Origin of the sequence: Ciceribacter sp. L1K23 (assembly GCF_018122705.1) — a bacterium.
In the GTDB taxonomy this organism is placed as follows: Bacteria; Pseudomonadota; Alphaproteobacteria; order Rhizobiales; family Rhizobiaceae; genus Allorhizobium.
The window spans coordinates 1,856,197-1,880,262 of the sequence record NZ_JAGRRC010000001.1; the positions used below are offsets into that span (position 1 = coordinate 1,856,197).

General features: G+C 63.5%; 23 protein-coding genes. 13 read left to right on the forward strand and 10 right to left on the reverse strand.

Features of this window, described 5'->3' with window-relative positions:
• Nucleotides 1–4: 4 nt before the first annotated feature.
• Nucleotides 5–1,177 carry a hypothetical protein gene (locus J5J10_RS08735; protein ID WP_211929606.1) on the reverse strand — a complete coding sequence of 391 codons (1,173 nt, stop codon included), beginning with the start codon at nt 1,175–1,177 and terminating at the stop codon, nt 5–7.
• Nucleotides 1,178–1,335: 158 nt separating this feature from the next.
• On the opposite strand from J5J10_RS08735, the gene J5J10_RS08740 reads away from it, so the two are divergent.
• From J5J10_RS08740 to radC, 5 genes are all read left to right on the forward strand, one after another.
• Nucleotides 1,336–1,551 (forward strand): hypothetical protein, encoded by a 216-nt coding sequence (locus J5J10_RS08740; RefSeq protein ID WP_211929607.1) that lies wholly within the window; start codon nt 1,336–1,338, stop codon nt 1,549–1,551.
• A 74-nt stretch (nt 1,552–1,625) separates the two neighbouring features.
• Complete coding sequence (locus J5J10_RS08745; protein ID WP_211929608.1) at nt 1,626–2,534, forward strand: pentapeptide repeat-containing protein; 909 nt, start codon at nt 1,626–1,628, stop codon at nt 2,532–2,534.
• Between the two features lie 104 nt (nt 2,535–2,638).
• Entirely contained in the window at nt 2,639–3,373 is a 735-nt protein-coding gene (sfsA, locus tag J5J10_RS08750; protein ID WP_211929609.1) for a DNA/RNA nuclease SfsA, read from the forward strand.
• Nucleotides 3,374–3,393: 20 nt separating this feature from the next.
• The gene (gene map, locus J5J10_RS08755) at nt 3,394–4,230 is read left to right on the forward strand and encodes a type I methionyl aminopeptidase (RefSeq protein WP_211929610.1); all 837 of its coding nucleotides are present in this window, start codon (nt 3,394–3,396) and stop codon (nt 4,228–4,230) included.
• Nucleotides 4,231–4,234: 4 nt separating this feature from the next.
• Nucleotides 4,235–5,062: a DNA repair protein RadC gene (radC, locus tag J5J10_RS08760; RefSeq protein WP_211929611.1), complete on the forward strand. Its 828-nt coding sequence runs from the start codon at nt 4,235–4,237 to the stop codon at nt 5,060–5,062.
• 4 nt (nt 5,063–5,066) lie between these two features.
• Here radC and phnF read toward each other — a convergent pair whose 3' ends face one another.
• Complete coding sequence (phnF, locus tag J5J10_RS08765) at nt 5,067–5,840, reverse strand: phosphonate metabolism transcriptional regulator PhnF (protein ID WP_211929612.1); 774 nt, start codon at nt 5,838–5,840, stop codon at nt 5,067–5,069.
• A 13-nt stretch (nt 5,841–5,853) separates the two neighbouring features.
• Nucleotides 5,854–7,020, reverse strand: coding sequence for an alpha-D-ribose 1-methylphosphonate 5-triphosphate diphosphatase (locus J5J10_RS08770; RefSeq protein ID WP_211929613.1), 1,167 nt, complete (start codon nt 7,018–7,020; stop codon nt 5,854–5,856).
• Between the two features lie 120 nt (nt 7,021–7,140).
• Here J5J10_RS08770 and J5J10_RS08775 point away from each other — a divergent pair, with 120 nt between their 5' ends.
• The 3 genes from J5J10_RS08775 (at nt 7,141) to phnE (ending at nt 9,607) form a co-directional block, all read left to right on the forward strand.
• Complete coding sequence (locus J5J10_RS08775; protein ID WP_211929614.1) at nt 7,141–7,998, forward strand: PhnD/SsuA/transferrin family substrate-binding protein; 858 nt, start codon at nt 7,141–7,143, stop codon at nt 7,996–7,998.
• A 78-nt stretch (nt 7,999–8,076) separates the two neighbouring features.
• A complete protein-coding gene (locus J5J10_RS08780) occupies nt 8,077–8,823 on the forward strand; it encodes an ATP-binding cassette domain-containing protein (protein ID WP_211929615.1) in 747 nt (248 codons plus the stop codon).
• Nucleotides 8,816–9,607 (forward strand): phosphonate ABC transporter, permease protein PhnE, encoded by a 792-nt coding sequence (gene phnE / locus J5J10_RS08785; RefSeq protein ID WP_211929616.1) that lies wholly within the window; start codon nt 8,816–8,818, stop codon nt 9,605–9,607. Before J5J10_RS08780 ends, phnE begins: the two co-directional genes overlap by 8 nt.
• 37 nt (nt 9,608–9,644) lie before the next feature.
• Here phnE and J5J10_RS22700 read toward each other — a convergent pair whose 3' ends face one another.
• The gene (locus J5J10_RS22700) at nt 9,645–10,553 is read right to left on the reverse strand and encodes a helix-turn-helix domain-containing protein (RefSeq protein WP_211929617.1); all 909 of its coding nucleotides are present in this window, start codon (nt 10,551–10,553) and stop codon (nt 9,645–9,647) included.
• Nucleotides 10,554–10,656: 103 nt separating this feature from the next.
• Between J5J10_RS22700 and J5J10_RS08795 the strand changes: the two genes are divergently transcribed.
• Nucleotides 10,657–11,550 carry an SMP-30/gluconolactonase/LRE family protein gene (locus J5J10_RS08795; RefSeq protein ID WP_211929618.1) on the forward strand — a complete coding sequence of 298 codons (894 nt, stop codon included), beginning with the start codon at nt 10,657–10,659 and terminating at the stop codon, nt 11,548–11,550.
• 25 nt (nt 11,551–11,575) lie between these two features.
• On the opposite strand, the gene recQ is transcribed toward J5J10_RS08795, so the two are convergent.
• Complete coding sequence (gene recQ / locus J5J10_RS08800) at nt 11,576–13,438, reverse strand: DNA helicase RecQ (RefSeq protein WP_211929619.1); 1,863 nt, start codon at nt 13,436–13,438, stop codon at nt 11,576–11,578.
• Nucleotides 13,439–13,485: 47 nt separating this feature from the next.
• Entirely contained in the window at nt 13,486–14,469 is a 984-nt protein-coding gene (locus tag J5J10_RS08805) for a hypothetical protein (protein WP_211929620.1), read from the reverse strand.
• 186 nt (nt 14,470–14,655) lie between these two features.
• Between J5J10_RS08805 and J5J10_RS08810 the strand changes: the two genes are divergently transcribed.
• A complete protein-coding gene (locus tag J5J10_RS08810) occupies nt 14,656–15,288 on the forward strand; it encodes an outer membrane protein (RefSeq protein WP_211931187.1) in 633 nt (210 codons plus the stop codon).
• Between the two features lie 74 nt (nt 15,289–15,362).
• On the opposite strand, the gene J5J10_RS08815 is transcribed toward J5J10_RS08810, so the two are convergent.
• Both J5J10_RS08815 and J5J10_RS08820 read right to left on the reverse strand, forming a co-directional pair.
• Nucleotides 15,363–16,685 carry an HlyD family type I secretion periplasmic adaptor subunit gene (locus J5J10_RS08815; RefSeq protein ID WP_211929621.1) on the reverse strand — a complete coding sequence of 441 codons (1,323 nt, stop codon included), beginning with the start codon at nt 16,683–16,685 and terminating at the stop codon, nt 15,363–15,365.
• 9 nt (nt 16,686–16,694) lie between these two features.
• Nucleotides 16,695–18,458, reverse strand: a complete 1,764-nt coding sequence (locus J5J10_RS08820) for a type I secretion system permease/ATPase (RefSeq protein ID WP_211929622.1) — start codon at nt 18,456–18,458, stop codon at nt 16,695–16,697.
• 292 nt (nt 18,459–18,750) lie between these two features.
• On the opposite strand from J5J10_RS08820, the gene sthA reads away from it, so the two are divergent.
• Nucleotides 18,751–20,154, forward strand: a complete 1,404-nt coding sequence (sthA, locus tag J5J10_RS08825) for a Si-specific NAD(P)(+) transhydrogenase (RefSeq protein ID WP_208549757.1) — start codon at nt 18,751–18,753, stop codon at nt 20,152–20,154.
• 71 nt (nt 20,155–20,225) lie between these two features.
• Nucleotides 20,226–20,870, forward strand: coding sequence for a VOC family protein (locus tag J5J10_RS08830; protein WP_211929623.1), 645 nt, complete (start codon nt 20,226–20,228; stop codon nt 20,868–20,870).
• 47 nt (nt 20,871–20,917) lie between these two features.
• On the opposite strand, the gene J5J10_RS08835 is transcribed toward J5J10_RS08830, so the two are convergent.
• Entirely contained in the window at nt 20,918–21,448 is a 531-nt protein-coding gene (locus J5J10_RS08835; protein WP_211929624.1) for a dihydrofolate reductase family protein, read from the reverse strand.
• A 417-nt stretch (nt 21,449–21,865) separates the two neighbouring features.
• The gene (locus tag J5J10_RS08840) at nt 21,866–22,138 is read right to left on the reverse strand and encodes a DUF4242 domain-containing protein (RefSeq protein WP_211929625.1); all 273 of its coding nucleotides are present in this window, start codon (nt 22,136–22,138) and stop codon (nt 21,866–21,868) included.
• 627 nt (nt 22,139–22,765) lie between these two features.
• Between J5J10_RS08840 and J5J10_RS08845 the strand changes: the two genes are divergently transcribed.
• Nucleotides 22,766–23,896 (forward strand): helix-turn-helix transcriptional regulator, encoded by a 1,131-nt coding sequence (locus J5J10_RS08845; protein WP_211929626.1) that lies wholly within the window; start codon nt 22,766–22,768, stop codon nt 23,894–23,896.
• Nucleotides 23,897–24,066 lie beyond the last annotated feature (170 nt).

The window sequence follows — 24,066 nt, forward strand, 5'->3', positions numbered from 1 at the left end:
CTTCCTAAGCACCCGGCAAAACATCATCCGGTGGTTGAGACGCGAAAATCTCCGTTGAAGGAGAGTTTTGAAGGAACTCGAGGTCACTTCGAACGAGCTTATAGAGGCTGGTCTCCTGCGTAACCTGCAAGGCAGGTCCCGTACCGTTCGTCACGTTGTGATAGAAATACGGCGTCGCGATCAAGGCATGATCGGTCAGGCTGAGACGGTTGTATGGGATGCCGCGTTTCAGACGAAGTAGTCGCACACGTCCCGGGCCTCCCCTTCGCTGCACCCGGTCGATTAGAAACCGCCACTGCGTTGACGCCGCCTCGATCTCGGACTGAACCATCTGAAGCTGCATATCGGGGTCATCCGAGTCTTCGATGAAACCCTTCAACATTCCCGGCAGCGCCGGATTGTCCGGATGCATCACAAAGATGTCTATCGTCAGCCCCTTCTTAAGGGCTTGCAGCTCAAGCAACTTCAAGAAGCTCACACTTCTACCGTCAGGAAGCTTCCAGTTCTCGCCGGCGCTCGTGAGTTGATGGAGGGAAATACCCATAAGCGCCATGTAGCTGGTCGCGGAATCGTAAAATTCCATCGACTTTACGTCGTTATACGGCAGGCTCTGCGTGAAACGCTCGTGCAGGATATACTTCGAATGTCTAGAGCCTAGCGCATCCCAGTGTTCCGAGTTAAATGCGGTACGAGGCTGCGTCTTGTTCTTAAGGCTTGCGGCTAAAGCCTGATAAACTTTGTCGATGACTGCATCCAATTCCGAACGCTGCCGGCCATCGCGCCACGACTCGAACGGTCCGCGCTCATATTGAATAACGGACCTCCCGGTAATATCGAACGGAAGCGATTCGCGCTCACTGTCAGTCTCGAACAAAATGACAACGTCGCGTCCCGCGCTATGGGCAACGCCAAGCTCATAATATACGTTTGGATTGTTTTCATAAATCAAGGCAACAACAAAATCATATCTAATAATCTTTCCAACTATACCCTGTACTATATCGCGAGCGCTGAGGTCATAGTTGTCTATCTCGGCACTAACGCGAACGTTTTCTTTCTCCTCCAAGCATCTGATCGCTGGATCCAAAAGCATCTCCTTGACCCGAATGCTATGGCCACGGTTCATATGATGCTGCTTACCAATCGGACAGATGATGAACAAATCCAGTTTCTGCATTTGTGTCCCCCATGTTCCTCAACGGGTAAAATAACCCGCAACAACCCAGAAGCGCAACCGTTTCGCACCACTCAGAGTAGCCTTTTATTAACCTTACTCGGCAATCCTCATCGCAAATCACGCGAAGACGGTCTGGTTCGCAGAATCGAGAGGGTTGTATGGGCGACATCGTATCTTTTACGGACAGACGAAAAAGCAAGAAGAACCTCCTCCCTCTCCAGTCCGCCAACCGAATGCCGGAAGGCGGAATTCAAATGGAGGAAGGCGCCGACCTTGCCGACCTTTTGGCGACCTGGGCCTCCATTCGTCGGGAGATCGACACATATCGTCGTGACCTGCGCTTGAAGGGCGGCGTTCCATTCTGCGACATGTAGACGGCGCGAAGCAATTGCAACCCTTGGAAGGTTAATGTAAGGTAAATCAACCCGTGGAAAGGGAGGATTGCCTTATGTTTGGTCTCACTTTTTTCAGCCGCAATGATTGGAAAAAGGCGCTTGTTGAATCGAACGCATGGGTAGATTCTTTTCTAGGGGACCACGTTTCGTCCGAGAGGCTCGCCGTAAACAGCGACTTTCTCCGAAAACGCAGGCAGGCTTCTCTCGGAAGAATGCATCAGGGCATGCATGTGTGGAACACATGGGCGCTCGCGATGAATATGATCCGCCCCGCAGAAAGCGATGATAAGTTTGGTGTATGGGCGCTTGTAGCAAGCGCCGATTTCGAAGGAGAACGCTTTGGCGGGGACGTCGACTTTAGCGGCGCGATCTTCCCAGCCCTAGCGAATTTCGCCAATACTCGTTTTTCCGGACAGATCTACATGTATGGCGCCAAGTTCTTTGGTGAGGGAGTGTTTGACGCAGCCAACTTCTCCTCGGACGCCTATTTCGAGCGCGCCGAATTCTCCGGCTTGGCGAAATTCACGAGCGCACGATTTGCAGGAAGCGGTCAATTTCGCCAAGCGCAGTTTTTGTCGGACGCTGACTTTTCCGATGCGGAGTTTCAGCGGGACCTCTGGCTTCGCGATGTAAGGTTCAATGGTGAAGCCTTATTCGACCGTGCGACCTTCCGGGGCGACTGCAGCATGGGGCGCTCTACCTTTAGGGGAGAGGCGTCGTATGTCAGGGCAACGTTTCAGGACACGACAAGTTTTGATGCGGCGGTGTTCGCGGAAAAGGTGACGTTCGCGGAAGCTGTTTTTGGCCGTAAACTGTTCTTGAATGGAGCTGAGTTCAATGAATCCGTTGACTTGAGCCATACGGTCTTCAAGGGAGATGTCGTTCTCGACGGAGTGAAGTATAAGGCGCAGCCCCGCGAAGATGGCCTGATGGAAGAAATACTGAAGCGGCGCTTGGCATAGAGACCGCTTCCTTATGTAAGCCTGTAACATCAGTCGCCTGGGTCAACTGGTTTGATGCGGTCAAAGGATTTGCCGCCTCCCTCAAAACCCGCTAATCCCCTCCGATGCTCTTCTCCCCGCCGCTGGTCCCGGCCACGCTCATCCGCCGCTACAAGCGCTTCCTGTTCGATGCGGTGCTTGAGGACGGCTCGGAAATCACCGGGTTCTGCCCGAACACCGGCTCGATGCTGGGCCTGACGACGCCCGGTTCGCGCATCTGGCTTTCCGATCACCTCGGCTCGGCGCGCAAGCATCGTTATGCCTTCGAGCTGATCGAGGCGGAGGGGACGGTGGTCGGCGTTCACGCAGCACTCGCCAACCGGCTCGGCGAGGAGGCGATCCGGGCGGGGATGGTCGCCGATCTTCACACCTACGAGACGATCCGACGGGAACAACGCTACGCCCGCAACTCCCGCATCGATTTCCTGCTCTCCTCGCCCGGCCGGCCGGACGCCTATGTCGAGGTCAAGAACGTGCACTTCACCCGCGTTCCGGGTCTGGCCGAATTCCCCGACACCGTGACCGATCGCGGCGCGCGGCATCTGGCGGATCTCGCGGAGATGGTCGCGGCGGGACACCGGGCGGTGATGCTCTATGTGATCCAGCGTGAAGACTGCGACCGGCTGAAACTGTCGGGCGATCTCGATCCGGCCTATGCGGCGGCCTTCGCGCTCGCGGTTGCCGCCGGTGTCGAGGCCTATGCCGTCAATTGCCGCGTCAGCCCGAGCGAAATCGCGCCGAAAGGCCCGATCGCCATGGACGAACCGGCCCTTGCTGCATTAAGTACGAGACAAGCCTGAAATTTAGCGAAAGCACCCCTATGGTGAACTATATCGACGCGGCAACCGCGCCGCTCAAGAATACCGGCGCGATCCGGCTTTACGGCAGCGAGGACTTCGACGGCATGCGCAAGGCCTGCCAGCTCACCGCCCGCTGCCTCGATGCGCTGGCCGACATCGTCAAGCCCGGCGTCACGACCAATGCGATCGACCGCTTCGTCTTCGAGTTCGGCATGGACAACGGCGCCGTGCCGGCGACGCTCAATTATCGCGGCTACACGCATTCGGTCTGCACCTCGATCAACCACGTCGTCTGTCACGGCATTCCCGACGACAAGCCGCTGCGCGACGGCGACATCGTCAATATCGACGTCACCTATCTGCTCGATGGCTGGCACGGCGATTCGAGCCGCATGTATCCGGTCGGCCAGATCAAGCGCGCCGCCGAGCGCCTGCTGGAAGTCACCCATGAATGCCTGATGCGCGGCATCGCCGCCGTGCGGCCCGGTGCCCGCACCGGCGCCATCGGCGAGGCGATCCAGACCTATGCGGAGGCCGAGCGCTGCTCCGTCGTGCGCGACTTCTGCGGCCACGGCGTCGGCCGCCTGTTCCACGACGCGCCGAACATCCTGCATTACGGGCGCGCCGACGAAGGTCCGGAAATGAAGGAAGGCATGATCTTCACCATCGAGCCGATGATCAATCTCGGCAAACCGCATGTGAAGGTGCTCTCCGACGGCTGGACCGCCGTCACCCGCGACCGGTCGCTGACGGCGCAGTACGAACACACCGTCGGCATCACGGCCACCGGCTGCGAGATCTTCACGCTGTCGCCCGCCGGCCTCGACCGGCCGGGCCTTCCGCCACTCCAGGGATGACAACATGGGACGGGACCCGCTCGACGCTCCGCAGGATGGTGACACCGCTTCCTCCGGCGCGGACGCGGGCCAGTCGATCATGGACGACCCGGCGGACGAGCGCGGCTTCTTCGCCGACCAGCCCGCCACCCCGAAAAAGCCCGCTCTTGCGGCAGCCGAAACCGAGCACTACCACGGCCACCGCGACCGTCTGAGAGACCGCTTCCGCGAGGCCGGAGACGGCGCGCTCGCCGACTACGAACTGCTCGAACTCCTGCTCTTCCGCCTGATCCCCCGCCGCGACACCAAGCCGACCGCCAAGGCACTTCTGGCGCGCTTCGGCTCACTTGCAGGCGTCATCGGCGCGCCGGTGCCGCTTCTGAAGGAAGTGAAGGGGGTGGGAGAGTCGGTCGCGACCGACCTCAAGCTCATCGCGGCGATCGCGCAGCGGATGCTCAAAAGCGAGCTGCGCGACAAGCAGGTGCTGTCCTCCTGGTCCGCCGTCATTGATTATTGCCACACCGCCATGGCCTACGAGGACCGCGAGCAGTTCCGCATCCTCTTTCTCGACAAGCGCAATACGCTGATCGCCGACGAGGTGCAGGGCCGCGGCACGGTCGACCACACGCCGGTCTATACCCGCGAGGTGGTCAAGCGGGCGCTGGAGCTTTCGGCCACCGCGCTGATCCTGGTGCACAACCATCCCTCCGGCGATCCGACGCCGTCGCGGGCCGATATCGAGATGACCAAGGAAATCATCGCCACCGCCAAGCCGCTCGGCATCGCCGTCCACGACCACATCATCATCGGCAAGGACGGCCATGCGAGCCTCAAGGGGCTCAGGCTGATCTGAAGCGTTAGTCCGACTTCGCCCCGAACACGAATTCGACCGAGGTCAGCGGCCAGCAGCCGGCGGTCCATTCGATCGTCTGTCCATTTCCGTCCTCGTTGCGGGCGTTCAAGTGAAACACCGGTGTGCCCGGCGTCAGCCGCAGGTTTTCCGCCTCCTCCGACGTCGAGAAACCGCCGCTGATCCGGGTCTCGACGCGCCGGAAGGCGGCGATGCCGTGGGCGCGGAACACGTCCGTCACCGACTGGCGCTCGGCGTAGACCGCCTCGAAATCGGTAAAGCGGTCGGCCGGGAAATACTTGTCGTTGACATAGACCGGCTGGTCGCCGAGCAGCCTTAGGCGGCGCAGGTGGATGATCTCTGCGCCCTCCCCGATCCGGAGCCGCTCCGCCAGTTCGTGGCTCGCCGCCTCGCGCCGTATGAACCGCGTGTCCGTCGTGATCGGCGCGCTGTGGGTCTCGATGTTTTCCCGGAACGGATGGCCGTCGCGGACGGAAAAGATCGCCGGGGGGCTGCGCACGAAGATGCCGACCCCCTTGCGCGCCGTCAGGTGTCCCTCGTTCTGCAATTGCTGCAGCGCCTGACGTAACGTAATACGGGTAACGCCGAGGCTCGCGGCCAGATGCGTTTCTCCCGGCAACTGACTGCCGGGCCTCAATATTCCGCCTTCGATGAGGCCAAGGATATGGTCGCGGATCTGCTGCCAGATCGGCATGTCGCTGCGCGGACCGAAGACCAGTCCGTCAAAGGCGGCGAGCGGGATTTCAGGCGTATCGAGCATGGTTCCGGTCCGGTCAGGCGGCGGCCGAGGCGGCCACGGATTCGGACGCTAGCAGAGTCGCGGCCGAATAGACGAGCCGTCCGCCGACGAAGGTCGCGACCACCTTGGGATGGCGCACATCCTTCGCATCGACCAGCACGATATCGGCGCGGGCGCCCTCCTCCAGCCTTCCCCGATCGCTGAGCCCGGCGGCGGCGGCGGCATTGGCGGAGACCAGCGCCCAGGCCTTCGCGAACCCCTCGTCTTCAGGCGACGCCAGCCGGAAGGCGGCGTGCAGCGGCGACGGGTAGTGGTAGTCGGAGGCGAGCACGGTGCAAAGGCCGTCGCGGATCGCCGTCGTCGCGTCGAGCGCGCCGTTGTGGCTGCCGCCGCGCACCACGTTCGGCGCGCCGAGGATCACGTGTTCGCCTTCGGAGCGCGCCTCAGCCGCCGTCTCCAGCGTCAGCGGAAACTCGGACGACACAGCCCCCATCGCCCGGAAATGCCGGCGCTCGTCGGGCGAGGCCTCGTCATGGGCAAGCAGGACATTGCCGTTGTCGCGCGCGGCCGTCGCCAGCCGCTCGATGGCGCCCGCCACCTCTTCCCGCCGCGCCCAGACGCTGTCGAGCAGCGTCATGTAGTCCTCGCGCGACAGCCCTGAGCGTTCCGCCATCTGGCCGATCTTGCGGGCGATCGTGCCCTTCAGCACCGAGCCCGTCGTGTGGTCGTTGAGGGCCACGACCGGTTTCGGATCGAGCGCCAGCCAGTCGGTGACCTGGGGAAGCGCATCGAGCGCGAAGGTTTCCCAGCGCAGGTGCAGGCGCGTGTCGCAGGCAAGATGCGGACGGGCGGCGAGAAGGGCCGTGACGAAATCCTCCGCCGCCTTTAGCGACCGCAGCCCCGGCTCCCAGGAAACAGTCACGCCGTGAAAGGCGGTGGTGATGCCGTTCGCCACCAGCTGCCGATCGGTGTCGCGCAGCGCCAGCCCGACGTCGAAGCGCACGCCCGGACGCGGCATGATCTGCCGTTCGAAGCCGTCGCCGTGGATGTCGACGATTCCCGAAAGGACGAGCAGTCCTTCGGCGTCGATCTCGCGGCCGCCGGACGCCCGTCCGGACACCCTGCCCTCGTTGATGAAAAGGTCGGCGCGGTCGAGCCTTTCGGCGCCCAGCACGGCGCCGTTGCGGATGATCCAGTTCATGCTCGTCTCTCTGTGTCCGTTTTTCGGCTGCGGGCCCGCGAACTGTCACGTGCCCGTCACGTGTCGCCGCTAGGGATAGTCGCGGAAGATGTTCCTGTCTATACAGCAAAGGAAAATTTCATGATCCGCTCCCTTCTCGCAGCCTGCGCATTCTCATTGCTCTCCATCGCTCCGGCGGCGGCCGAGAGCGTCAAGTTCGCCGTCACCGACATCGAAGGCCTCGAAGCCCTGCAGCAGGAATTCGGCGGGTTCGAAAAGGCGCTCGAAGCGGCGACCGGCCTCGACATCGAGCTCTTTCCGGTCAGCTCGCGCACCTCGGCGGTCGAAGCCATGAATTCCGGACAGGTCGACCTCGTGCTCACCGGCCCCGCCGAATACGTCGTCATGAAGGAACTCGCCCAGCCCGAGATCGTCGTCGCCTGGCAGCGTCCGGACTATTTCGCCCAGATCGCCGTTCTCGCCAACGGCCCGATCCGCTCGCTGGAAGACCTGAAGGGCAAGAAGGTCTCCTTCGGCTCGGTCGGCTCCACCTCGCAGCATCTTGGCCCCGCCCAGGCGCTCACCGATTTCGGCCTCAAGTACAATGAGGACTACGAGCCCGTCATTCTCGCCCGCAACGTCGCGGCCGAAGCGCTGATCCGTGGCGACATCGCCGCTATCGGCCTCAATTTCGGCCACCTCAACTCCATCCGTGAAGCCTTTCCGGATGTCGCCTTCGCCGTTCTCGCCCGTGGCCGCGACCTGCCGAACGACATTCTCGTCGCCCGCAAGGATCTGTCGGAAGAGGTGGTCACCAAGGTCCGCACCGCTTTCGCCGAAAAAGGCAACGACCTGATGGCCGCCGTTCTCCAGGGCGAGGACAACCAGAAATTCAAGGGCGGCTTCTTCCTGACCGAGGTCAAGGACAGCGACTACGACTACGTGCGCTCGATGTACCGCACGATCGGCGTCGACACCTTCAACGACTTCGTCAACTGAGCGGATCGCACCGATCTAGCCACAAGGCCGGCGCCATCAGCGCCGGCCTCTCGTCATGTCAGCAGAAAGAAGACCACGATGGACGTCATCAGCACGCAGGGCCTGAAGAAGGGCTATCCCAATGGCAAACCGGTGTTTTCGGGTGTCGACATCCGCATTCGCGGCGGCGAGCGCGTCGCGCTGGTCGGCGCCAACGGGGTCGGCAAGTCGACGCTGCTCAAATGCCTGATCGGCCACACGCCGTTCTGCGACGGCGAGATCTCGACTCTCGGGGAAGCCTTCCGCAGCGCGCCCAACGGCACGCAGCTGAAGCGCATGCGCCAGCAGATCGGCTTCGTCTTCCAGAACCACGGCCTCGTGCGCCGGCAATCGGTGTTGACCAATGTCGTGCACGGCAAGCTCGGCCTGCCCGGCAGCTGGCGCGCCTGGCACCAGGCGATCGCCGAGCGCGAGGCCCGCGAGGAGGCGATGGACGCGCTCGACCAGGTCAAGCTCTCGCACAAGGCGACCTCGCGCGCCGACGAACTCTCCGGCGGCCAGGCGCAGCGTGTCGCGATCGCCCGCGCGCTGGTGCGCAAGCCGAAGCTGATGATCGCCGACGAACCGGCCGCGAGCCTCGACCCGACGGCGGGCCGCGACGTCATGGCGCTCTTCTCCGACCTCGTTCGCGAAAAGGGCATCACGCTGGTCTATACAACCCACGACATGGACCATGCGCTGAGCTTTTCCGACCGGATCGTCGCGCTGAAGGCCGGCCGCGTGCATTTCGACCTTCCGGTCGCCGATGTCGACCGCGAACGCCTGGACGGTGTTTTCCATGCGTGATGCCGTGCCCGCCCGCTTCTTCCGCGCCTCTCCCTTCACCTTCGCCCTTCTCGTCACGCTCGGCGCCCTGCTGATCGTCTCGGCCACGCAGGTTGCTCCGACGCCGAACCAGCTTTTGAACGGCATGCCGCGCATGGCGAACCTGATAGAGCGCATGCTGCCGCCGAGCCTCGAATCCGGTTTCCTGATGCGCGTCACCTGGCGCACCATCGAGACGCTGCAGATCGCCTTCGTCGGCACCGTCATCGGCGTGCTGCTCAGCCTGCCCGTCGCCTGGCTCGCCTCGCGCACGCTCTCGCCGATCGGCCCCTTCCGTCACGTCTTCAAGGTGATGATCTCGCTGTTCCGCACCGTACCCGACATGGTCTGGGCGCTGCTCTTTGTTGCCTCCATCGGCCTCGGCGCCGTCGCCGGCACCATGACGATCATCGTCGACACGATCGGCTTCTGCGGCCGCTTCTTCGCCGAAGCGATCGAGGATGCCGACAAGGAACCGCAGGAGGCGCTGTTTTCCGCCGGCGCCGGCCGCTTCTCGGTGCTGTCAGGCGCCGTCGTCCCCGATATCATGCCGTCCCTGATCAACACCTCGCAGTTCGCGCTGGAAAAGGCCGTTCGCTCCTCCGTCGTGCTCGGCCTCGTCGGCGCCGGGGGCATCGGCCAGGAACTGAAAGTCGCCTTCGACCTTTTCCAGTACCGCAACGCCTCGACCATCATCCTCGTCATCTTCGCGATCGTGCTGGTGATGGAACTCGCCACCGACCGGCTGCGGCAAAAAGCGCAGTGACAGCGATCGGCGGTGTTTCAGGTCGAGGCTGGCGCAGTTACGGCTGATACGGATGAAGCGAGGGGCAGACATCGCTGGGATTGTCGCCGAAGGTGGCGCGGAAAGCTTCGGCGAAATGCGCACGCGATGAATAGCCAACCGAAGCGGCGGCAACGCCGCTTCCGACCCCTTTGGCAATCAGCCGTCGGGCGGCCTGCATTCTCTCCCGACGCAATATCACCGAAAATGATTGCCCCTCGTCGGCCAAGCGACGGCGCAACGTCGATTCCGACATTGCGAGGCGACGGGCCACGTCCGCCGCCGTCCAGGGCCGATCGAGCGCGGCACGCACCGTCCTCGCGACGCGTTCGGGAACAGACAAGCGAAACAGCGGCCGGGCGGCTGCTTCCCCGCGCAGCAAGGCGAAAAGCTCCAGAAGCCGCGCCGTCCGCACCGGTTCGGCGGCCGGCCCCATCGCGATTTTGCGCGCCGCATGCAGCACCGCGTCCACCAGGCCAGGGGTCAGGGGAATAGCGCAATCATCGCAGAGCGCACCGGGCGGTGCGTCCGGCTCCGGCAGGTCCGGAATCTTGTCCGGCTCAATCTCCATGATGAGAGATTGATAGACATTCACGCGCGGATCGGGCTCGTTGACAATGTCGAGCTCGACGTTGGCGGGCAGCACGAAAACCGAACCGGCATCCATTCGTTCGGTATGCTCGCCCCTCCATATCTCCTTGCAACCCGACAGCACGATGCCCACGACAGGAAACCTCAGACGCACGGGCATCAACCGTTCCCGCGAGAGCGCACAATAAGAGAACAGCCCCGCCGCATGCAGGGTCACGCCCGGCGTACCGGACACACGAAAGCTTTCAAGTTCCGTCAGTAAACGGCGCGCCAGATTTGCCTTGGAGAACACTTGATCCATCACCGCCGCAAAATAGCAGCAGAGCCTGTCGGCCACAAAGCGATCCTGACCGGAACGGGTTCAGGTCTGACGGATGCGGGAGCGGTCGAAGCGGCCACCTGATCTAGCCTTGCTTCACCTGAAACGGAGCAAATAGATCATGTCGACCCACATTCGCAGCCTGCTCATCCTCCTCGTCTCAACCCTTGGCGCGACAAGCGTCGATGCCCGTGCTTCCGGGCGCATCATCGAAGGGTTCAAGAACCCCGAAAGCATTCTGATCGACAATGGCCGCCGGTTCGTGTCGAACATCGGGCTGTCCCTCGATCCTGTCGCTCATGACGGCGACGGCTTCATCAGCGCACTGGACGCTGACGGCCGGATCGTCAACCTTCATGCCTTTCCGCCGGCGGATGCGAAACTCGATGCGCCCAAAGGCATGGCCGTACTGGACGGACGGCTCTATGTCGCGGACATCGATCGGATTGTCGGCTTCGATCTGTTGACGGGCAAGCAGGTCTTGACGGCAACAGTCCCCGGCAACGAACCGTCGCTTCTCAACGACGTCGCTGCGATAGACGGGAAGCTCATCGTCAGCGACACATTCCGCGGGACCGTCTATCGCGTCGATCCCGCGTCCGGCGTCTTCGCCGCCTTCGCTGATGGAATAGCCGGCGCCAACGGTCTCGTCTGGGACGAAAAGAACGCACGTGTTCTCGTCGTTTCGGTCGGCGCGGCCTTCGAGGGCGGTGATCTTTACGAGATCGATGCGACAGGTTCGGTGCGCAAGCTCGACGCCGGTCCACATGGCATTCTCGACGGAATCGTCCTGACGGATACCGGTTCGATCATCGTGTCGGACTGGCGCGGGCTCGGCCCGTCGACTGCCGGAACACTGACCCTTCATGAACCGGACGGCAAATTCATCGGGACCATTCATGACGACGTCGAAATTTTCGGGCCGGCCGATTTCACGCTCGACACGGAGCGACGCGAGATGTGGATACCGGCGACCGTGATGAATACGGTCATCATCGCTCCGCTCCCCCGCTGACGTCCCGGAGAGCGGATCGCCGTCATCAGCGGCTGTGCGCTCGGATCACCTCGAGGAAGTCCTCGCCGTAGCGTTCGAGCTTGGATTGCCCGACGCCGGAGATATCCAGCATCTCGTCCTCGTCCATCGGCCGCTCGGTCGCCATGGCGACCAGCGTTGTGTCGGGGAAGATGACATACGGCGGCACAGCGAGTTCCTTGGCGAGCTCCATCCGTTTCGCGCGAAGTGCCTCGAACAGTTCGCCATCGGCCTGGTCGAGGCTGGCGCGGGCGCTCGCGGCGCGCGGCGAAGATGCCTTCGAGGTCTTGCCCTTGGTCGGACGGTCCTTGCGGAACAGCACCGTTTCTTCCTTGCGGAAGACGGGCCTTGCCTTTTCCCCATCGAGCTTCAGCGCGCCGAAGGCCTCGTGGTCGACCCAGACGAAACCACCGGCGAGCAGCTGGCGGTAGACCGATTGCCAGGTTTTCGTGGGAATATCCCTGCCAGCGCCGAACACCGGCAGGTCGACATGGCCGAAGCGCTGGGTGCGCTCGTTCTCCGTCCCCGTCAGCACGTCGATCAGGTGGCCGGCGCCGAAGCGCTCGCCGGTGCGGTAGACGGCGGCGAGCGCCTTGATCGCGGCTTCCGTGCCGTCCCAGGTCTCGACTGGCTTCAGGCAGGTATCGCAATTGCCGCATTGGCCCCCATGGCTTTCGCCGAAATGCGCGAGGATCGCCTGGCGACGGCAGCGCGGCGTCTCGCAGATGGCGAGCAGCGCGTTGAGCTTGGCGCGCTCGACGCGCTTCACCTCTTCCGTTGAGTTGCCGCCGTCGATCATCCGGCCGCGCTGGATCACGTCGGCCATGCCGTAGGCCATCCAGACCTCGGACGGCAGGCCGTCGCGCCCCGCCCTGCCCGTCTCCTGATAATAGGCCTCGACCGAACCCGGCAGATCGAGATGGGCGACATAGCGCACGTTGGGTTTGTCGATGCCCATGCCGAAGGCGACCGTGGCGACGAGGCAGAGCTCCTCCTCTTTCAGGAACGCGTCCTGATTGGCGTCCCTGACGGCGCGGTCCATGCCGGCGTGATAGGCGAGCGCGCGGATGCCCTGCCCGTTCAGCCATTCGGCCGTCTCCTCCACCTTGGCGCGGGAGAGGCAGTAGACGATGCCGCTCGATCCCTTGTGGCGGGAGAGGAAGCGCAGAAGCTGCTGCCGCGGCTGGTCACGCTCGACGATCTCGTAGGTGATGTTCGGCCGGTCGAAGGAGGTGGTGAAGACCTTGGCCTGCCCCAGACTCAGCCGTTCGATGATGTCGTCACGGGTGTGCGGATCGGCGGTCGCCGTCAGCGCCAGTCGCGGCACGCCCGGATATTCGGCGGCGAGCCGGCCGAGTTCGCGATATTCCGGCCGGAAGTCATGCCCCCATTGGGAGACGCAATGGGCCTCGTCGATGGCGAAGAGCGCGATCCGGGCGCCGCCGATCAGGTCGCGGAAACCCGGCGTCACGATGCGTTCCGGCGTCACGTAGAGCATGTCGAGCGTGCCCTCCGCGATGTCGCGGCGGATATCGGCGACTTCATCGCGACTGAGCGTCGAATTGAGCGCGGCGGCACGCACCCCGAGCTGTTTCAACGCCTCCACCTGGTCGCGCATCAGGGCGATCAGCGGCGAGACGACAATGCCCACACCCTGGCGGCAAAGCGCCGGGATCTGGTAGCAGAGCGATTTTCCGGCACCGGTCGGAAACAGCACGACGGCATCGCCGCCGGACACCACCTGCTCCACCACCTCGGCCTGCCTTCCGCGAAAGGCCGGATAGCCATAGACCTGTTTCAGCACCGAGACGGGGTTTTTCACCCCCTCGCGGTCGAACACGGGATCGATACGGTTATTCAGCTGCGGCATGGAATCGCTTTCGTCGGGTCGGCCGCACTATGGCACAGCTTTAGCCCCTATCGCGACCCTTCGGCTTCAGGGTCTTGCTCCGCGCCGTGCGCCACCTCGGCCAGCCAGCCCCAGAAGGTCAGGTGCCAGGTTCGCATGTCGTCGAGAAAAGGCTGTTCAAGCCTAAGCCGCCCCCTGCCCCGGTCCTGGCTGAGATAGCCGCGTGCCTCGGCCCCATTCAGCACATTGCGGATATGGGAATGCGAGATGCCGAGGGCGGAGGCAAGCGAACGGGCCTCGAACGGAAACCAGTCCTCGCGCGCGTCCCGCGCCACAGGATCGTAATGCGAACGGGCGAGCGCCAGCGCGATGCGGTCGCCGCAGTCGTAGCGATCGAACCAGGCCCAGGCATGGTCGCGGGCCATTTCTTCCCGCGTCCGCGCGACCAGCATGCGCGTTCCCGCGACGTAGCGGACACCATAGTCCGCGTTAGACAGCAGCCTGTCGGCAAGACCGGGCGCCGGCAGTCCGACAGCGGCGATCTCGGCGCAGCGCAGGTGATGGGCGAGCCAGGTCTTCAGCCCGTCGAGCAAGAGATGGGTCGGCTCCAGCACCTTCTGCCGGCGATCGCCCTCGACCGGAACGGCGCGGATATACCCTGCCAGCTTCAGGAGCGCGAAAAAGGAGGCAAGCGTTCTCGGGCTGCCGATCTTCTGCTGCAGGACGGCAAGTGTGGGCGGATCGCCCATGCCGATCTGGGCCTCGCAATGCATCGCGGCAAGCAGGCCTGCGGCATGCGACTGGATAGAGCGACCGAAGATCTTGTTGACGAGCTTTTCGCCGAGATGCATCGGCAAAATACTGCCGGCGCAATGGCGGATGGCGGCCTCGTAGGCGGCTTCGTTCGATCCGAACCGTCCGGCCTCCATCGGTCTCCTCCCGCACTCTTCCGGCACGCCGGAATTGAAAATCGTCAGGAAATAATCGCCGCATGCTGACGGTTCGTGATCGACCTGTCCAGCGCCAACGACGCGCTGCGTCCCGGAAAGCATGCAGTTTTTGGACACGTGTTTCCGCAAATCCACGGCTATCCGGCTGTCGGCATGTATTGGAAATCCGACGGCAAAGATCCTGGCGACGCCGATCCATGCGAAGCTTGGACTCCGTGTCCGCCAGTCGTTTTGTTATGACAAACGTCAATTCTACTGAACTGCAATTTTCTTCCGGGGGTTTCCATGATCAAGTCCATCCTGCTCGCGTCCGTTGTCGGGCTCCTCGCTGCCACCTCGGCCATGTCGGCCGATGCCGTAGACTATGTTCCGCAGGCCCCGGCCGCCGCGCCCAGCATGCCGACCTTCGCCTGGGACGGTTTCTATGTCGGCCTGCACGCCGGTTACGGCTGGGCCGACGGCAAGATCTCTGCCGGCGGCGCATCTGAGACCTTCGACTTCGACGGCGCCCGCTTCGGCGGTTTCGCCGGCTACAACTGGACGGTCGCCCCCTCCACCATCCTCGGCATCGAAGCCGATCTGAGCTACGACGCCAACGAGGAAACCTATGCCGGCGACACCGGCAACACGTCGATCACGGGCGGCGTGCGCGGGCGCGTCGGTTATGCCATGGACCGGGCGCTCATCTACGCCGCCGGCGGCTGGACGGCGACCCGGTTCGACGTCGAGGGCGCGGCTGTTGACGAAACCAAGATGCTGAACGGCTGGACGATCGGCGCCGGCGTCGACTACGCCTTCACCGACCGCGTTTTCGGACGGGTGGAATACCGCTACAACGATTACCTTGAGACCAAGGTCGACGGCGTCGACGTCGACTTCCGCCAGCACGTCATCAATGCCGGCGTCGGCGTGAAGTTCTAGGACCAACTCGCCACGCAATAAAAAAGGCCCCGCTCGGGGCCTTTTTCATGTCTATCCACTTGTTTTCGCTTCCCTTATTCCTCCCGGAACGCCCGTGCGAACTGGTCGCTGGCGGGCTTCAGGAGGTAGGACAGGATCGTGCGGTCGGTGGTCCTGATGAAGGCCTCGACCGGCATGCCGGGCACCAGCGTCACCGCGCCGAGCTTGGCGACTTCTTCCGGCTCCAGCCCGATACGGGCGACGTAGTAGCCCATGCCGCTGCGCTGGTCGACGGTGAGGTCGGCGGAGACCTGCTCGATCCTGCCCTTGATCTCCGGCGTCGTGGCGTGGTGGAAGGCGCTGAAGCGCAGCGTCGCCTCCTGGCCCGGGCTCAGCTGGTCGATGTCCTGCGGCAGGATCCGCACTTCGGCGATCAGGCTGTCGCTGACAGGCACGACCGTCAGGATCGGCGTTCCCGGTGTCACGACGGCGCCTGGGGCATGCACGCTCAGCTGATGCACGACGCCGTCCTGCGGGGCCATGATGTCCATCTTCTTCAGATCGTCTTCCGCCGCGATGCGCCGTTCGGAAAACTCGGCGATCTCGGCCTGTACCTGGCGGATATCGGCGGCCGCCTCGCTGCGCAGGTCGTCGTCGAGCTGCAGGATCTGCAGATCGGTTTCGACGATCCGGCCCTCGGTCTGGGCGATCGATGAGACAAGCACGCCGGTTTCGCCGACGAGACGGGCCTCTTCGCGCTCCAGAGCGTTCAATCGCGTGACCGACAGGAGCTCCTTGCCGACGAGCTCGCGCACGCCCGACGCTTCCTTGCGGATCAGCTCCATCTCGGTCGCCTTGCCGGCGCTCTGCGCTTTAAGCCCCTCGATCTCGCGGCGCAGCTGCTCGATCCGCTGGCCGAGCTGTTCGCGCTTGCGGGTCAGCGAGGACCGGCGCGCCTCGAACAGGTTGCGTTCGGCGCTAATCAGCAGCGCCACCTCGGGTTCGCGCTCGGCGCGGTCGAGCAAGTCCTGCGGAAAGGCGACCGAAGCCGAACCGGCGATTTCGGCCGACAGCCGCGCCTCGCGGGAATGCATCTCGTCCAGGCGGTTGCTGACGATGCCGAGCATCGCCCTTGTCTGCGTATCGTCGAGACGGATCAGCAGGTCGCCCTGATGCACGCGGTCGCCATTGGCGACCTCGATCTCGGCGACGATGCCGCCCTTCAGGTGCTGGACCGCCTTCGGATAGGTGGCGACCACCAGATGTCCGCCGGTGACGACGGCACCGGAGAGATTGACCATGGCGGCGAGCCCGCCCATGACGACGACGAGGAGGAAGAGCGCGCCGTAGGCGAGGCCCATCTGCAGGCGAACGCTCTTGCCGGGGGTGGCGATCGGTCCGTGGGTGATGACAGCCATGTTCGCCTCCTATTCCTTGTCCGTAACCAGCCGCACCGGCCGTTGCGGCGATGTCGGCGGCTGCGGCTGCGGTGGCAGCGGCGCCGTCACCTTCTGCAGCACCTCGTCGCGCGGACCGAAGGCCTGGATGCGGCCGGCCGCAACCATCATCACCTTGTCGAGCGGCGCGAGCGCGCTCGGCCGGTGGGCGACGACGATGGCGATGCCGCCGCGCCGGCGCACGCTCAGGATGGCCTCGTTGAGCGCCAGTTCGCCCTCGGCGTCGAGGTTGGAGTTGGGTTCGTCGAGGACGACGAGGAAGGGATCGCCGTAGAGCGCCCGGGCAAGGCCGATGCGCTGGCGCTGGCCGGCCGACAGGATACCGCCCTGCTCGCCGATCGGCGTGTCGAAACCGTCGGGCATCTGGACGATCATCTGGTGACAGCCGGCAGCCTGCGCCGCCTTCAGGATGTCTTCGGACTTCGCATCCGGATCGAAACGGGCAATGTTTTCCGCGATGGTGCCGGAAAACAGCGAGACCTGCTGAGGCAGGAAGCCGATATGGCGTCCGAGTTCGGCCGCGTCCCACTGGTTGAGCGTGGCGCCGTCGAGGCGCACCTCGCCGCGGGCCGGCGTCCACACGCCGGTCAGCGCGCGCAGCAGGGTCGACTTGCCGGACCCGCTCGGTCCGATGATGCCGAGGCCGTCGCCCGCCTGCAGCTGAAAGGTGGCGTCCATGACGATCGCGCGGGCGCCGCCGGGCGCGGCCACGGTCAGGCCGGAAACGGAGAGCGTTTTTGCGGGTGCCGGCAGCTTCACCGTCGGCGGAGCGTCGCGCATCACGTCCATCAGCCGCACCAGCCGGTGCCAGCCCTGGCGGGCGGAGACGAAACCCTTCCACTGGCTGATCGCGAGTTCCACGGGTGCCAGCGAGCGGCTGAGGAGGATCGAGCTGGCGATGATGATGCCGCCGGTCGCCTGCTGGTTCACGACCAGGATGGCGCCGACCGCGAGAATGCCCGACTGGGCGCCGAGGCGGATGATCTTGGTAATCGAGCCGAGACCGCCGGAGGTGTCGCTGGCGCGAGCCTGCGCTTCGAGGAAGGCCTCGTTGGCGGCGAGCCAGCGCTCGGCCATGCGGTTGTGGAAGCCCATGGCCCAGAGGACCTCGAAGTTCTGCTTGGCCGCCTGGGCGAGCTGGCTGCGCTGCGAGGCCTTCTCGTTCGCCTCTTCGACCGGCTTGCGGGAGCGAACGTCCGTGACGAGGGCCAAAAAGACCAGCAGCGTCGCGCTGACGAGCGCGAAGACGCCGATCCAGACATGGAAGAAGAAGCAGATCAGAATGTAGAACGGCATCCACGGCAGGTCGAAGAAGGCCGACGGGCCCATGCCGGACATGAAGGCGCGGACCTGGTCGAGATCGCGCAGCGACTGCATGCCGTCGTTCTGCTGGCCGGTCTTCAGCGGCAGGCGCATGGCGGCGTCGTAAACCGGTGCGCTCAGCCGCCGGTCGGCCGACCAGCCGAAGCGGATCAGCATGACCGAGCGCAGATATTCGAGCAGGCCGTAGAAGACGAACAGCACCGTCACGACGATGACGAGACCGAGCAGCGTCGGCAGGCTGCCGCTCGGGATCACCCGGTCGTAGACCTGCAACATGAAGAAGGAGCCGGTCAGCGCCAGCACGTTCACGACACCGCTGATCCAGGCGATGGTGAAGAGAAGGCCCTTGTAGGCGGATAAGATGCCGGCAAGCGACACCGGCGATTGTTGTTTTGCACGCGGCGACGTCATCGCGTCGATTCCCTTGGTGACCGGGCACACCCCGGAGAATTGAGAGGACGGGCGCCCCCGCGCGTCCGGTTTGGCGCATCTCTAGCAAAAGTGGCGATCTTTAGAAATAGCGCGCATCACACCCTGATCAGAATTGGACGGTTATACTTGTCGATTCTGTCCGCAGCCGACGCGCACCTTTCAAGCCGCATTTCATGCAACGATAACGAAACGGTTAGATTGCCGCGCTAGTCTTGCTGCAGTGCGGCGATTCTCGCCCCCTCAAGACGACCTTTCGACAGGACAGCTTTACATGAACCAGTACGATTTCGTGGTGATCGGCAGCGGACCGGCCGGACGCCGCGCGGCAATCCAGGCGGCCAAGCTCGGCAAGAAGGTGCTGGTGATCGAACAGGGCCGGCGCGTCGGCGGCGTCTCCGTCCATACCGGCACGATCCCGTCGAAGACGCTGCGCGAAACCGCGCTCAACCTCACCGGCTGGCGCGAACGCGGCTTCTACGGTCGCGCCTACCGCGTCAAGCAGGACGTTTCCGCCGAAGACCTGCGCCGGCGCCTGCTGATCACCCTCGACCACGAGGTCGACGTCTTGGAACACCAGTTTTCCCGCAACCGCGTCAGCCAGCTGCGCGGCCGGGCGAGCTTCGTCGACCGCGACACGCTGGAGATCGTCAAGGAGGACGGCGAGATCGTCCATGTCGGCGCCAGCGCCGTGCTGCTTGCCGTCGGCACCCGCCCGCACCGTCCGTCCAACATCCCCTTCGACGGCAAGGCGATCATCGACAGCGACGAGATCCTCGAGATCACCGAGCTGCCGCGCTCGATGGTGGTGATCGGCGCCGGCGTCATTGGCATCGAATACGCCACCATCTTCTCCGCGCTGGATACCGCCGTCACCGTCGTCGAGCCGCGCGACACCATGCTCGACTTCATCGACAAGGAGATCGTCGAGGACTTCACCTACCAGCTGCGCGATCGCAACATGAAGCTGATCTTCGGCCAGACGGTCGAGACGGTGGAGAAGGACGAGACCGGCAAGTGCACGGTCACGCTGAAGAACGGCCGCATCCTGCATTCCGAAATGGTGCTGTTCGCCGCCGGCCGCACCGGCGCCACCGATACGCTCAACCTGCCGGCCATCGGGCTCGAGGCCGACAATCGCGGCCGCATCAAGGTCGATCCCGACACCTTTCAGACATCCGTGCCCGGCATCTATGCCGCCGGCGACGTGGTCGGCTTTCCCTCGCTCGCCTCGACCTCGATGGAACAGGGCCGCATCGCTGCCCGCCATGCCGTCGGCGCGCCGGCGCAGGAACCGCCGCAATTCTTCCCATACGGCATCTACGCCGTGCCTGAGATTTCCACCTGCGGCCTGACGGAAGAAGAAGTCCAGCAGCGCGGCATCCCCTATGAATGCGGCATCGCGCATTTCCGCGAGACCTCGCGCGGCCACATCATGGGCCTCGACAGCGGCATGCTGAAGATGATCTTCTCGCTGAAAACCCGCCGCCTGCTCGGCGTCCACATCGTCGGCGAAGGCGCCACTGAACTCGTCCACATCGGCCAGGCGGTGCTGAACCTCAAGGGTACCGTCGAATACTTCGTCGAAAATACCTTCAACTACCCGACGCTCGCCGAAGCCTACAAGATCGCCGGGCTCGACGCCTGGAACCGCATGGGGGAATTGAAGCGGGATTGAGGGGGCGTCCGCCGGCCTTTCTGTCGAGAGCCAAGTCGGCTACCATCCCCGACGACGTAGCGGGAGCGCGGATGATCGACCACGTGTTTCTCTTTATCGAGCCAGATGGGCCGGAGATTGCCCGTCTGACGGCGATGGGTCTTGTCGAGACCTATCGGCGCAGGCATCCGGGTCAGGGGACCGCGAATGTCTGCTTCTGCTTCGACAACATGTTCCTCGAACTTCTCTGGATCGAGGATGCGGCCGAAGCCAGAAGCAGCCGCATCGTACGCACTGGTCTCTATGAAAGGTCGTTGTGGCGACAGACGGATGCCTGTCCGTTCGGCATTGCCTGGCGGCGCACCCTGCCCGGCCCCGTCATCGATGTAGCGACATGGGCTTTCAGCCCTCCCTACCTTCCGGAGGGCATGTCGATCGCGGTCGCGACCGACAGCGACGATCCACGACAGCCGATGATGTTTGAATCACCCGGTTCAACGGCACCGGCAGAATGGCCGCCGGAGAAACGGGGGGCGCTGCAGCACGGCGCAGGCTTGACGACCATCCTCGACATCACGCTGACCTTGCCCACCACCACACCGCCAAGCGCGGCCTTGAACACAATCGCCCGGCACGGCAGTCCGAGCCTGACACTCTGTCCGGGCGAGAGCTATGGCATGCGGTTGCGGGTCGCTGCTCCTGGGAGGGCAGAGGACATGATCATCGACTTTTCATAGGAACGTGTTCCTGCAATATCGGCACCACATCCCAAACGCGCCTGCCCTCACCCAGGCACATATCTTAACCGCACAACATCCTCCCCGATCCGGTCATGCCCGATGAGCGTCAGCGGCGGTCGCGGTCCGGCGAAATAGGGTCTGCCGGAGCCGAGCACCACCGGGTGCAGGTAGATGCGATATTCGTCGATCAGGCCGAGTTCCGTCAGCGTCTTCGCGAGATCGGGCCCGGCGACCTCGATCTCGCCGTCGACCGCGGCCTTCAGCCGCCGCACCTCACCCTCCAGATCGCTGCCGACGAGAACCGCGTTCGGACCGACCTCGGTCAGCGTGCGCGACACCACCCATTTCGTCTGGCGGCACCAGGCGGCGGCGAATTCCCGGTGATCGGCGTCCCAGTCCGGCTGCTCATCGTCCCAGTAGCGCATGATGTCATAGATCTTCCGGCCATAGAGACTGCCGGCCTGCTCCTGCGTTTCCTTCACGAAATGACGAAACAGCGTCGCGTCAGGCCGGAACTTCATGTGATCGACATAGCCGTCCAGCGACTGGTTCATTCCGAATACGAGCCTTGCCATGATCCTCTCCGTTCGCGCGACATCTTCGGGCATCCGGTTGCAATCTGCAATCAACAAATGCCAAAACCTGTCAGCATCGCGCTGCCGGAAACCTCCTAGTGGGAGACCGGTCCGGATCGGTCACTCTCGCCTGCGCGGCCGCTCCATGTCCGGCCAGCCGAGATCCTTGCGCAATTCGAGCGGCAGGCTGTCGAGGGCATTCAGGGCCTGGCGCCTTTCACGCCGTTCGGCCATGTGGGCAACGATCCGGTCGAACAGGGCCTTTGTCCACCCTGGTAGATATCGTCGCGTCTTTATTTGGGTCGCTATCGCTGGCGGCCGGAGGTCGCAGTCTAACCGTGCCATGGTGTGTCCAATCCGTCGATGGGAGCTGTTCGTGGCAGGAGGCGCGGGGGATGCCTCCTGCCACTTTCCCCGTCAGGCGCCCGTGGAGGGGCCGATTTCTGCGACGATTTCCGTCACCAGATCGGCGGGGAAACCGCCTTCCTTCGCGTGCAGATAGATGGTGTCGGCATCGGGAGCCTCATGCACGCAATAGACCTTGTCGCCGGCCACGTAGGAATTGTGCCAGACATAGGGCACGTCCAACCCTGCAACGACGGCATTGGACTTGACGGAAATGTCGCGAAGTTGCGACGCGCTGAGCGCGCTGGCGTTGGGGATATTGCGTTCGATCAGAAATTTGGGCACTTTGAACTCCATAAGATTTTGGTGTGAGTATCGAGCCGTGAGCGTCACGGCAGTTGTTTTCATTTCAACAAAGGGGCCGTTCGGCCTTCCTTGTGACCCGGACATGAGCGGATAGAGAGCCGGACGTCTGTCACCGTGTGGCGAAGCGCCTCGTCCCGGATCTCGGGGTGAGAGGCTGCGGTCGCCCTTGCCGGTTCGCGGCCGTGCAGTGCTTGATGAAGGCCGTCGCCCGTTTGGCTGGCCCATCCGGCATTCGGATGTCACCGCCGGGTGTCACAGGTTTGGACTTGCTGCCCTGTCAGGCCAAAAGCGTGACCTTTTGCCATCGTGCGGCCGCGGTCGTTTGGCGCGCGGCACTGTGAAGAAGCGTCACCGGAGGCTCTGAACTGCGTATTGCCGGCGGTATCTCGGCTGCCGGCCGTTTGCACCTCGAAGTCATGTTTTGGTCTGCCTTCTGTTGTTGTCGTGATCGGCGGCAGGTCTTGGTTGCGGCCGACGTGGGTGTTTTATCGATTTGGCGGGGATCGGCATCCCCCGCGCGGGAGATGGGGCGCGGTCCCGTCCCCTGTAGTGCTTCCGCATTGCGATCAAGAGGCCGTGATATTGGGCCTGAAGGTAGGACGTCCCATGGACAGAGATTTTTCGGAACTGATCGGCAGCATCTATGATTGCGTGGCGCGCGAACATGCCTGGGGCCAGGCGCTGTCGTTGATCAATCGCAAGACCAACGGCTTCCTGACGACGCTCGCGATCTTCGATACCGGCACGCGCGCCGCCAGTCTCGCGCAGGTGGCCTGCGACGATCAGGAAGCGATTCAGGTCCTTGCCGCCCATGCCAAGGACGTGCCCTTCTTCCATCTTCTGCAGCAGATGAACATCGACGAACCCGATACGCTGGCGCGGATGTTCCGTCTCTACGGGCACGATGGCGAAAGCGTGTGGAGAAACGGCGCGCTCTATCAGAATTTCCATGCCCGCTATGGCGTGCTGGATTCGATCGACATGGCCGTGCTGAAACGTCCGACGCGCGTGGGAACGCTCAATATCTCCGTCAAATACCAGCCGACGGATCGACGGCTTTTCGAGCTCGTCGCGATGCTCGGTCCGCATATCCGGCGGGCCGTGACGATCCATGACATGCTGGAGATGGAGCGGACCGAATCGGCGGTTTTGCGCGAAGTCATCGAAGTCCTGCATCATGCCGTCTTCATTGTCGGCGACGACATGGAGATCCTCTTCGCCAATGCTGCCGCCGAGGAGAGACTACGCGACCAGACGGTGGTGCAGCAGCGGTCGGGAAAGCTCGTGGCGCAATTTCCCCATGCGAACCTCGCCTTGAAGAAGGCCGTGCTTCTGGGGTCGCGAGACGAAATCGGCCTCGGCGCCGAGGGCATCGATCTGCCCCTCGGTTCAAGCGACCGCCCGGCCGTCGCGCATGTGCTGCCCTTGCGCAGACGCACCAAGGCCGGCCGCTTCGAAAGCCGTGCGTCGGCTGCGATCTTCGTTGCCTCCGCGGGTGCCGTGGTGCAGACGGCCATCGAGGCCGTGGCCGCGCTGTTCGGCCTCACACCGGCGGAACGCCGGGTCGTCGCCTACGTCTCGGAGGGGCTGACGCGCTCGGAGATATCCGAGGCGCAGGGCGTCTCCGACGGAACGGTAAAATCGCAGCTCGGCGCGATCTACGACAAAACCAATACCAGCGACCAGCGCGCGCTCCAGCAACTGGTCAAGGAACTGACACCACCGGTCCGGCGCTAGGTCGCGTCGACGATCCAAGGTCGGCGGAGGAGCAATCTCAAGTCAACGCAAGGCGACATCGATTTGTCGGCCTCGCGGTACGCCGCCGCCCTCCTCCCCACCTGCGGGAGAGTGCGGAAGGACACAGTTCTGTGTGTGCCAGCCTCACCGAGCCTACTCTTGCGAAACCT

What these genes read in the sequence shown, in the direction of transcription:
- J5J10_RS08735 (WP_211929606.1), bottom strand. Translation starts at nt 1,177, where the DNA reads ATGCAGAAACTGGATTTGTTCATCATCTGTCCGATTGGTAAGCAGCAT.
- J5J10_RS08740 (WP_211929607.1), top strand. Translation starts at nt 1,336, where the DNA reads ATGGGCGACATCGTATCTTTTACGGACAGACGAAAAAGCAAGAAGAAC.
- J5J10_RS08745 (WP_211929608.1), top strand. Translation starts at nt 1,626, where the DNA reads ATGTTTGGTCTCACTTTTTTCAGCCGCAATGATTGGAAAAAGGCGCTT.
- sfsA (WP_211929609.1), top strand. Translation starts at nt 2,639, where the DNA reads ATGCTCTTCTCCCCGCCGCTGGTCCCGGCCACGCTCATCCGCCGCTAC.
- map (WP_211929610.1), top strand. Translation starts at nt 3,394, where the DNA reads ATGGTGAACTATATCGACGCGGCAACCGCGCCGCTCAAGAATACCGGC.
- radC (WP_211929611.1), top strand. Translation starts at nt 4,235, where the DNA reads ATGGGACGGGACCCGCTCGACGCTCCGCAGGATGGTGACACCGCTTCC.
- phnF (WP_211929612.1), bottom strand. Translation starts at nt 5,840, where the DNA reads ATGCTCGATACGCCTGAAATCCCGCTCGCCGCCTTTGACGGACTGGTC.
- J5J10_RS08770 (WP_211929613.1), bottom strand. Translation starts at nt 7,020, where the DNA reads ATGAACTGGATCATCCGCAACGGCGCCGTGCTGGGCGCCGAAAGGCTC.
- J5J10_RS08775 (WP_211929614.1), top strand. Translation starts at nt 7,141, where the DNA reads ATGATCCGCTCCCTTCTCGCAGCCTGCGCATTCTCATTGCTCTCCATC.
- J5J10_RS08780 (WP_211929615.1), top strand. Translation starts at nt 8,077, where the DNA reads ATGGACGTCATCAGCACGCAGGGCCTGAAGAAGGGCTATCCCAATGGC.
- phnE (WP_211929616.1), top strand. Translation starts at nt 8,816, where the DNA reads ATGCGTGATGCCGTGCCCGCCCGCTTCTTCCGCGCCTCTCCCTTCACC.
- J5J10_RS08795 (WP_211929618.1), top strand. Translation starts at nt 10,657, where the DNA reads ATGTCGACCCACATTCGCAGCCTGCTCATCCTCCTCGTCTCAACCCTT.
- recQ (WP_211929619.1), bottom strand. Translation starts at nt 13,438, where the DNA reads ATGCCGCAGCTGAATAACCGTATCGATCCCGTGTTCGACCGCGAGGGG.
- J5J10_RS08805 (WP_211929620.1), bottom strand. Translation starts at nt 14,469, where the DNA reads ATGCTTTCCGGGACGCAGCGCGTCGTTGGCGCTGGACAGGTCGATCAC.
- J5J10_RS08815 (WP_211929621.1), bottom strand. Translation starts at nt 16,685, where the DNA reads ATGGCTGTCATCACCCACGGACCGATCGCCACCCCCGGCAAGAGCGTT.
- J5J10_RS08820 (WP_211929622.1), bottom strand. Translation starts at nt 18,458, where the DNA reads ATGACGTCGCCGCGTGCAAAACAACAATCGCCGGTGTCGCTTGCCGGC.
- sthA (WP_208549757.1), top strand. Translation starts at nt 18,751, where the DNA reads ATGAACCAGTACGATTTCGTGGTGATCGGCAGCGGACCGGCCGGACGC.
- J5J10_RS08830 (WP_211929623.1), top strand. Translation starts at nt 20,226, where the DNA reads ATGATCGACCACGTGTTTCTCTTTATCGAGCCAGATGGGCCGGAGATT.
- J5J10_RS08835 (WP_211929624.1), bottom strand. Translation starts at nt 21,448, where the DNA reads ATGGCAAGGCTCGTATTCGGAATGAACCAGTCGCTGGACGGCTATGTC.
- J5J10_RS08845 (WP_211929626.1), top strand. Translation starts at nt 22,766, where the DNA reads ATGGACAGAGATTTTTCGGAACTGATCGGCAGCATCTATGATTGCGTG.